This is a genomic window from Salibacter sp., assembly GCF_031581065.1.
Taxonomy (GTDB): Bacteria; Bacteroidota; Bacteroidia; order Flavobacteriales_G; family Salibacteraceae; genus Salibacter.
In genome coordinates this window covers 1-5,420 of sequence record NZ_JAVLBN010000078.1, presented here as the reverse complement: position 1 = coordinate 5,420, position 5,420 = coordinate 1, and the positions used below count along the sequence as shown (strand labels likewise).

Annotated in this window: 6 protein-coding genes; 4 read left to right on the top strand and 2 right to left on the bottom strand. The window is 40.8% G+C overall.

The features are described 5' to 3' along the window. Positions 1-117: 117 nt before the first annotated feature. The 4 genes from RI557_RS11280 to RI557_RS11265 all read left to right on the top strand — a co-directional run bounded on the left by RI557_RS11280 (position 118) and on the right by RI557_RS11265 (position 3,378). The gene (locus RI557_RS11280) at positions 118-330 is read left to right on the top strand and encodes a helix-turn-helix transcriptional regulator (protein WP_310683855.1); all 213 of its coding nucleotides are present in this window, start codon (positions 118-120) and stop codon (positions 328-330) included. Further along, positions 330-662: a HipA N-terminal domain-containing protein gene (locus tag RI557_RS11275; protein WP_310683853.1), complete on the top strand. Its 333-nt coding sequence runs from the start codon at positions 330-332 to the stop codon at positions 660-662. The genes RI557_RS11280 and RI557_RS11275 overlap by 1 nt, the downstream gene beginning before the upstream one ends. Then, positions 652-1,632 (top strand): HipA domain-containing protein, encoded by a 981-nt coding sequence (locus tag RI557_RS11270; RefSeq protein ID WP_310668130.1) that lies wholly within the window; start codon positions 652-654, stop codon positions 1,630-1,632. Before RI557_RS11275 ends, RI557_RS11270 begins: the two co-directional genes overlap by 11 nt. A 372-nt stretch (positions 1,633-2,004) precedes the next feature. Further along, on the top strand, positions 2,005-3,378 hold the full coding sequence (locus RI557_RS11265; RefSeq protein ID WP_310668129.1) for an MBL fold metallo-hydrolase: 1,374 nt from the start codon (positions 2,005-2,007) through the stop codon (positions 3,376-3,378). Positions 3,379-3,390: 12 nt separating this feature from the next. On the opposite strand, the gene RI557_RS11260 is transcribed toward RI557_RS11265, so the two are convergent. Both RI557_RS11260 and RI557_RS11770 read right to left on the bottom strand, forming a co-directional pair. Next, complete coding sequence (locus RI557_RS11260) at positions 3,391-4,623, bottom strand: pyridoxal-dependent decarboxylase (protein WP_310683851.1); 1,233 nt, start codon at positions 4,621-4,623, stop codon at positions 3,391-3,393. A 642-nt stretch (positions 4,624-5,265) separates the two neighbouring features. Continuing rightward, complete coding sequence (locus RI557_RS11770; protein ID WP_409079702.1) at positions 5,266-5,403, bottom strand: T9SS type A sorting domain-containing protein; 138 nt, start codon at positions 5,401-5,403, stop codon at positions 5,266-5,268. Positions 5,404-5,420: the final 17 nt, after the last annotated feature.

Genomic DNA, 5,420 nt, shown 5'->3' with positions numbered 1-5,420 from the left:
GTCAAAGGAGTTTGAGTTTTTTAAAACTCAATAATAAGTCTTAAAAATGCAATAAAATGCATTATTAGTGTTGTTATTCGTTGATAATTATTAATTTTATACTCAAAATGCATTAAAATGCACATTACATGTATTATTGAGCAGGTAAAACAGCGCAGGAAATCGTTAAATGTAACTCAGGAAGCATTGGCTGAACTATCTGGAGTTGGGTTACGAACTTTACGTGAGTTTGAAAGCGGTAAGGGAAACCCAACATTGAGAACACTACAAAAGATCGCTGATGTATTGGGAATGGAGCTGAGTTTGAACATCCAAAAAATTGATGATTGATGAGAAGAGCCAGAGTTTTATATAAGAATGAAGAGGCCGGAATTTTGGTACAACATGATAATGGCTCATTCACTTTTGAATATAAAGAGAGCTGGTTGTTGAATCAGCAAAAGCCATCAATAAGTCTTTCGTTTCCAAAGTCAAAGAAAGTATTTCGTTCGAAACATTTATTTCCGGTTTTTTACAATATGCTCCCAGAGGGCAGGAATAGGGAAGCTGTTGTTCAATTGAACAGAGTTGATCAGGATGATCATTTTGGAATTCTCACTATTGTAGCTAAAAATGACAGTATTGGTGCATTAAGAGTAGTAAAAGAAACTGATGATGATTGAGATTACTAATTGTCCGGGGACATTAACTGAAGGATTTGATACATACAGCACCCGATGCCTAAGACAAATGTTTGGTGGGAGGAAAGTTTCTCATTTATTGCCTTATAATTCTCCTCAATCAGGACTAGAGGATGAATCTGCCTTTGATGATAACCGAAGACAAATTTCTATTTCTGGTGTACAGGAAAAGTACTCAGTTTTACGCGATAAGAATAAATTGAGACTTGTAACCGGTGAAGAAAGAGGAGGGTACATACTCAAGCCAATTCCATCATTTGGAAGCAAAAAGGATCAGATACCAGCTAATGAACATCTCACCATGCAAATAGCGAAACAGGTTTTTGCTATTGAGGTAGCTGAAAGTGCACTCATTTTCTTTAAAAATGGCGAAATAGCATATTTAACAAAGCGGTTTGATGTAAAAGACTCTGGAGGTAAAAGAGCACAGGAAGATTTTGCTACACTTGCAGGTAGAACACCTCAAACTCATGGTGAGCATTACAAATATGAAGGTAATTACCTCGAGCTTTTTGACTTGATGAAAAAGTATGTCCCTGCTTATGCGGTTGAAGCTCCAAAACTAATGCGGTTATTAATCTTTAATTATCTGTTTTCAAATGGTGATGCTCACTTCAAAAATTTTTCTCTTTTAGAAACAGAGTTAGGTGATCACAGGTTGAGTCCAGCGTACGATTTGCTAAACAGTAGAATTCATGTAAGTGATAACGATTTTGCACTTGAAGATGGCCTTTTACCGAAAAATTTATCTGGTGGTAAAATAGCTGATCAGTTTTTAGAATTAGCTAATCAGGTTGATATTAGTGAAACAATTGCCCGGAGAATTTTTGATGAAATGTCTTCGAAGTCTAAAGAAGTAGAAGAAATAATCAATCGTTCATTTTTGAATTTATCCACTAAAAGACAATATTTGAAACATTATCAAAAACGGTTAAAACGCTTTTCGAAATAACCTATCTATGAACACTAAATTCAAATTACTTTTCAGTTGAATCCTCATTCCACAACGCATTTTTGGAGTATGGTTGTTTTATTTCATAAGTAGTTCACTTTTCAGTACAGAGTTGTCTGCTAAATCCGTTCTTTTTGTTGGGTTGCAATCTCTTGGAGTTCAATTGATCACATTGTTTGCAATTAAGACTGAGAAAATAAAGGAGATGCTCAAAGGGACTGATGTTTCTGTTTCTTTGTGGTTTATCTTATCCGGCTTTTTTTCGGATTTGCTCTTTGTCACAATTGACTTATTGATTTGATACTTTTAACTTACAATTTGCAATCAGAAGTTTTAATTCCCCATCTTTGAGTAGATCAATTTCGATAATAAATGCAAAAAGAGACAAGAGCTAAACTGCAGTTTTGGGGTGCAGCCGGAACGGTAACGGGTTCCAAAACGCTGGTTCGTTACAACAATAAAAAAGTACTGATAGATTGTGGAATGTTTCAGGGTCTGAAAGAGCTGAGACTCAAAAACCGTGATGATTTCCCTGTTGATCCGTCAGAAATTGATGCGGTGATTCTCACTCATGCTCATCTCGATCACTGCGGGATGTTACCGGCTCTTGTGAAAAATGGCTTTGCAGGTAACATTCACTGTACGGCACCTACTGCTGAATTGGCGAAAATTATTCTGCTCGACAGTGCAAAAATACAGGAAGAGGAAGCTGAAGAAGCTAACAAACGCGGATACTCGAGCCACAAAGAGGCCAAACCGCTTTACGACAGACAAGATGCCGAACTGGTTTTTCCGCTCTTCAAGATTCACGATAATTCGGAGTATGTTTTTATCGACCAGGAGATCAAGTTTCAGTTTCACCATGCCGGTCTCATCTTGGGAGCTGCAATGGTTGAAATGGAATTGGGTGAGGAGACAATAGTTTTCTCGGGCGACATAGGCCGGCAAAAACCGCATTTACTCTATCCGCCCAAAAAATTGGAAAAAGCTGACTACATTGTTTTAGAATCGACTTACGGAAACCGCAATCACCCTGATGAAGATCCGGTTGAATCGCTTGAACGTGTGATTCTGGAAACGTTGGACAGGCAAGGTATTTTGATGATTCCCACATTTGCGGTAGAGCGTGCCCAGGAAATTATCTACTTTATCGCAAAGCTCCGCCAGCAGGAGAAGATTCCGCGTATTCCGTTTTACCTCGACAGCCCGATGGCGAAGAGCGCAACGGAGGTATTTTACCGCTTTCCCGATTGGCACTTGCTGAGCAATGAAGATGTGCAAATGATGCAGGATGAATGTACGATGATTGAAGATTATTACCGCTCACAGATGATCATCCAGGATAAAAAACCGAAAATCGTTTTGGCGGGTAGCGGAATGATTACAGGTGGTCGGATCCTGTATTACCTGCAAAAACACATGGGAAATCCAAATAATACTATCCTGCTTGCCGGCTTTCAGGCTGAGGGAACCCGTGGCAGATCGCTCATGAATGGTGAAAAGGAACTCAAGTTCTTTGGTGACTGGTACAAGTTAAAAGCAAAGGTTGAACATCTCAATGCACTTTCAGCTCATGGTGATCAAACCGATTTACTCGATTGGGTTGGCCAGTTTGAAAACCGACCCAAAAAGATATTCCTCAATCACGGTGAGCCGATGGCTTCGCACTGCCTGGCGTTGAAACTAAAAGACACGCTGAACCTCGATGCTGAGGAAACCAAAATGGGCCTGACATACAGGCTCTGACCGAGAAAAAGCCTAGCTCATGTGACTTTTGATATCGTCAACGAGTAAACTCAACTTTTCGATGGTTACGTGCTCCATGATCACAATTTTGTACCAGTTTGGATTGGCGTGATTATCGGGTACCAGTCCAAATTTGAGGGCTGTTTCTTTGTTGATAAACTCGTTCTTGATGGTAACGATATTCGAGTGTTCATGTCGGTAAAACTCGATGCCGAGCTCGGTTAATTTATCACACATCCAGCCGGTTCGTTTTTGCAGGATAAAAACTTTTTCGTGCCAGCCGTACGGACCGTTTTTGTTCAGAATCATCCACACTGCAACTGCATTAGCGCCTGATCTACTTCCGATTAGCGTGTAATCTTCACCTTCAACGTAGCTGGCTTCTCTCGTGTTGGCAAAATGAATCATCCCTTTTCTGATAATGAAAATGCCCGTCCCGTAAGGTGCCTGCGCCATTTTGTGCGCATCGAGCGTGAAAGATGAAATGTGTTCGTTTTGAAAAGTGAGGTCTTCGTTTTTGTTGGTGAACGGGTAGTAAAATCCGCCATAAGCCCCGTCAACGTGAAGTTTGAAATCGCAGTCCAGCTCCGTTAAAACATCGGTGTAAACGCTGATGTCGTCAACAGAGCCAAACATGGTGGTCATCATGTTGCTGATAACGATAAAGTGTTTAAACCCTTCATTTTGAGCTTCTTTTAGCGTTTTGCGAAGCGAGTCGTGCTCGATTTGGCGGTTTTCATTAACCGGTGTTTTTTTCACGGTCAGAGCCAGCAAGTTGCCGACTTTATCGACAGAATAGTGCGTATCTGCACTGGCGATGATGGCGATTTCCTCTCGCGAAGCTCCGCGCTCCTGCATGAAAAAGTTGCGGTAGATCCACATTGCCTGGATGTTGGCTTCTGTTCCGCCCGATGCCACGTAACCGTCATAGTTGCCGGTTTTGCCCTTGAGAATATCCGTTCCGCAAATGGCGATCAGTTCTTTTTCAATTTGTTGGGTTCCTTTGAAAAATGACTCTGAAGAGCCGAGTGTGTGACAGCCGATATGGTTTGGGTTCTGAATGAGCGTGGAAATAAAAGGAGCATCTTTCACGAATGAGGCATCCTGGTTGAAAACCTTGTCATCGAGGTACGATGCGGGAATCCCAAGTATGTTTTGTTCGCTGAAGTTGACGTTGTCTTCAAGTGCCTTGAAAACGACAGACTTGATTTCTTCCTGTGACCTTTTTTTCCAAATCTTGCTCATAACGAATCGTCCAAATTTCTTATTGGGCGGCAAAAATACGACAATGAAAAAGGTTGAATAATGAGTTTTGTCAGGTTTGGAGCTTGTTGAGTTTAACGTTTAGGGTTTAACGTTTAAAGTGAGGTGAGGTCAGGCTGAAAGTGCTAACAACGAATGTTTGTAGCTTGGAGGTTTGGTCGAGCTAAGGTAAAAGGATTAACGAATTGGCTAATACTCTGTAAAACTCTGAGAAAAAACTGTTAAACACTGTGGTACAACTAATTTTCAGATTAAAACTACGAACATCAGTGCCGTAGGCACGACTTAAACCTAACTCTGGGTTTTAGCCCAGAGTAAAAAGCGAGCTGATCTCCCAACGAGTGCTGTAAGCACGGACCACAGAACAGGAATAAAATTTAGGCATTTAAAAAGTGAACCGTACCTACGTTACTTTGAGACTTGTTTTTACACTCAGGCTCCGGGTTATCACCCGGAGATAGAAGTGTGTCGTGCCTGACGGCACTTTTTGGTCTGGTTACGTAGCAATTCCGTTCTATTTGTTGGTCAAAGCGTTAGTAGTTTGTAACACTGTGAGCGATATGCTGTTTTCTACTCTGCGGTGACTATGGATATAGTTTAATGATCAGAATTTAATGCTTTAAATCAAAACTTCACAATTCGTTTGGTGATTTGTTGATGTTCGTTTTGGAGGCTCACGAAGTACACTCCGCTTGATAAACCAGGAAGCTGGAGCTTTTTGGAAATGGTTTTTCCATCACTATTCAGTTCTCTGCTCATGATTTCTTCTCCCTCAATGT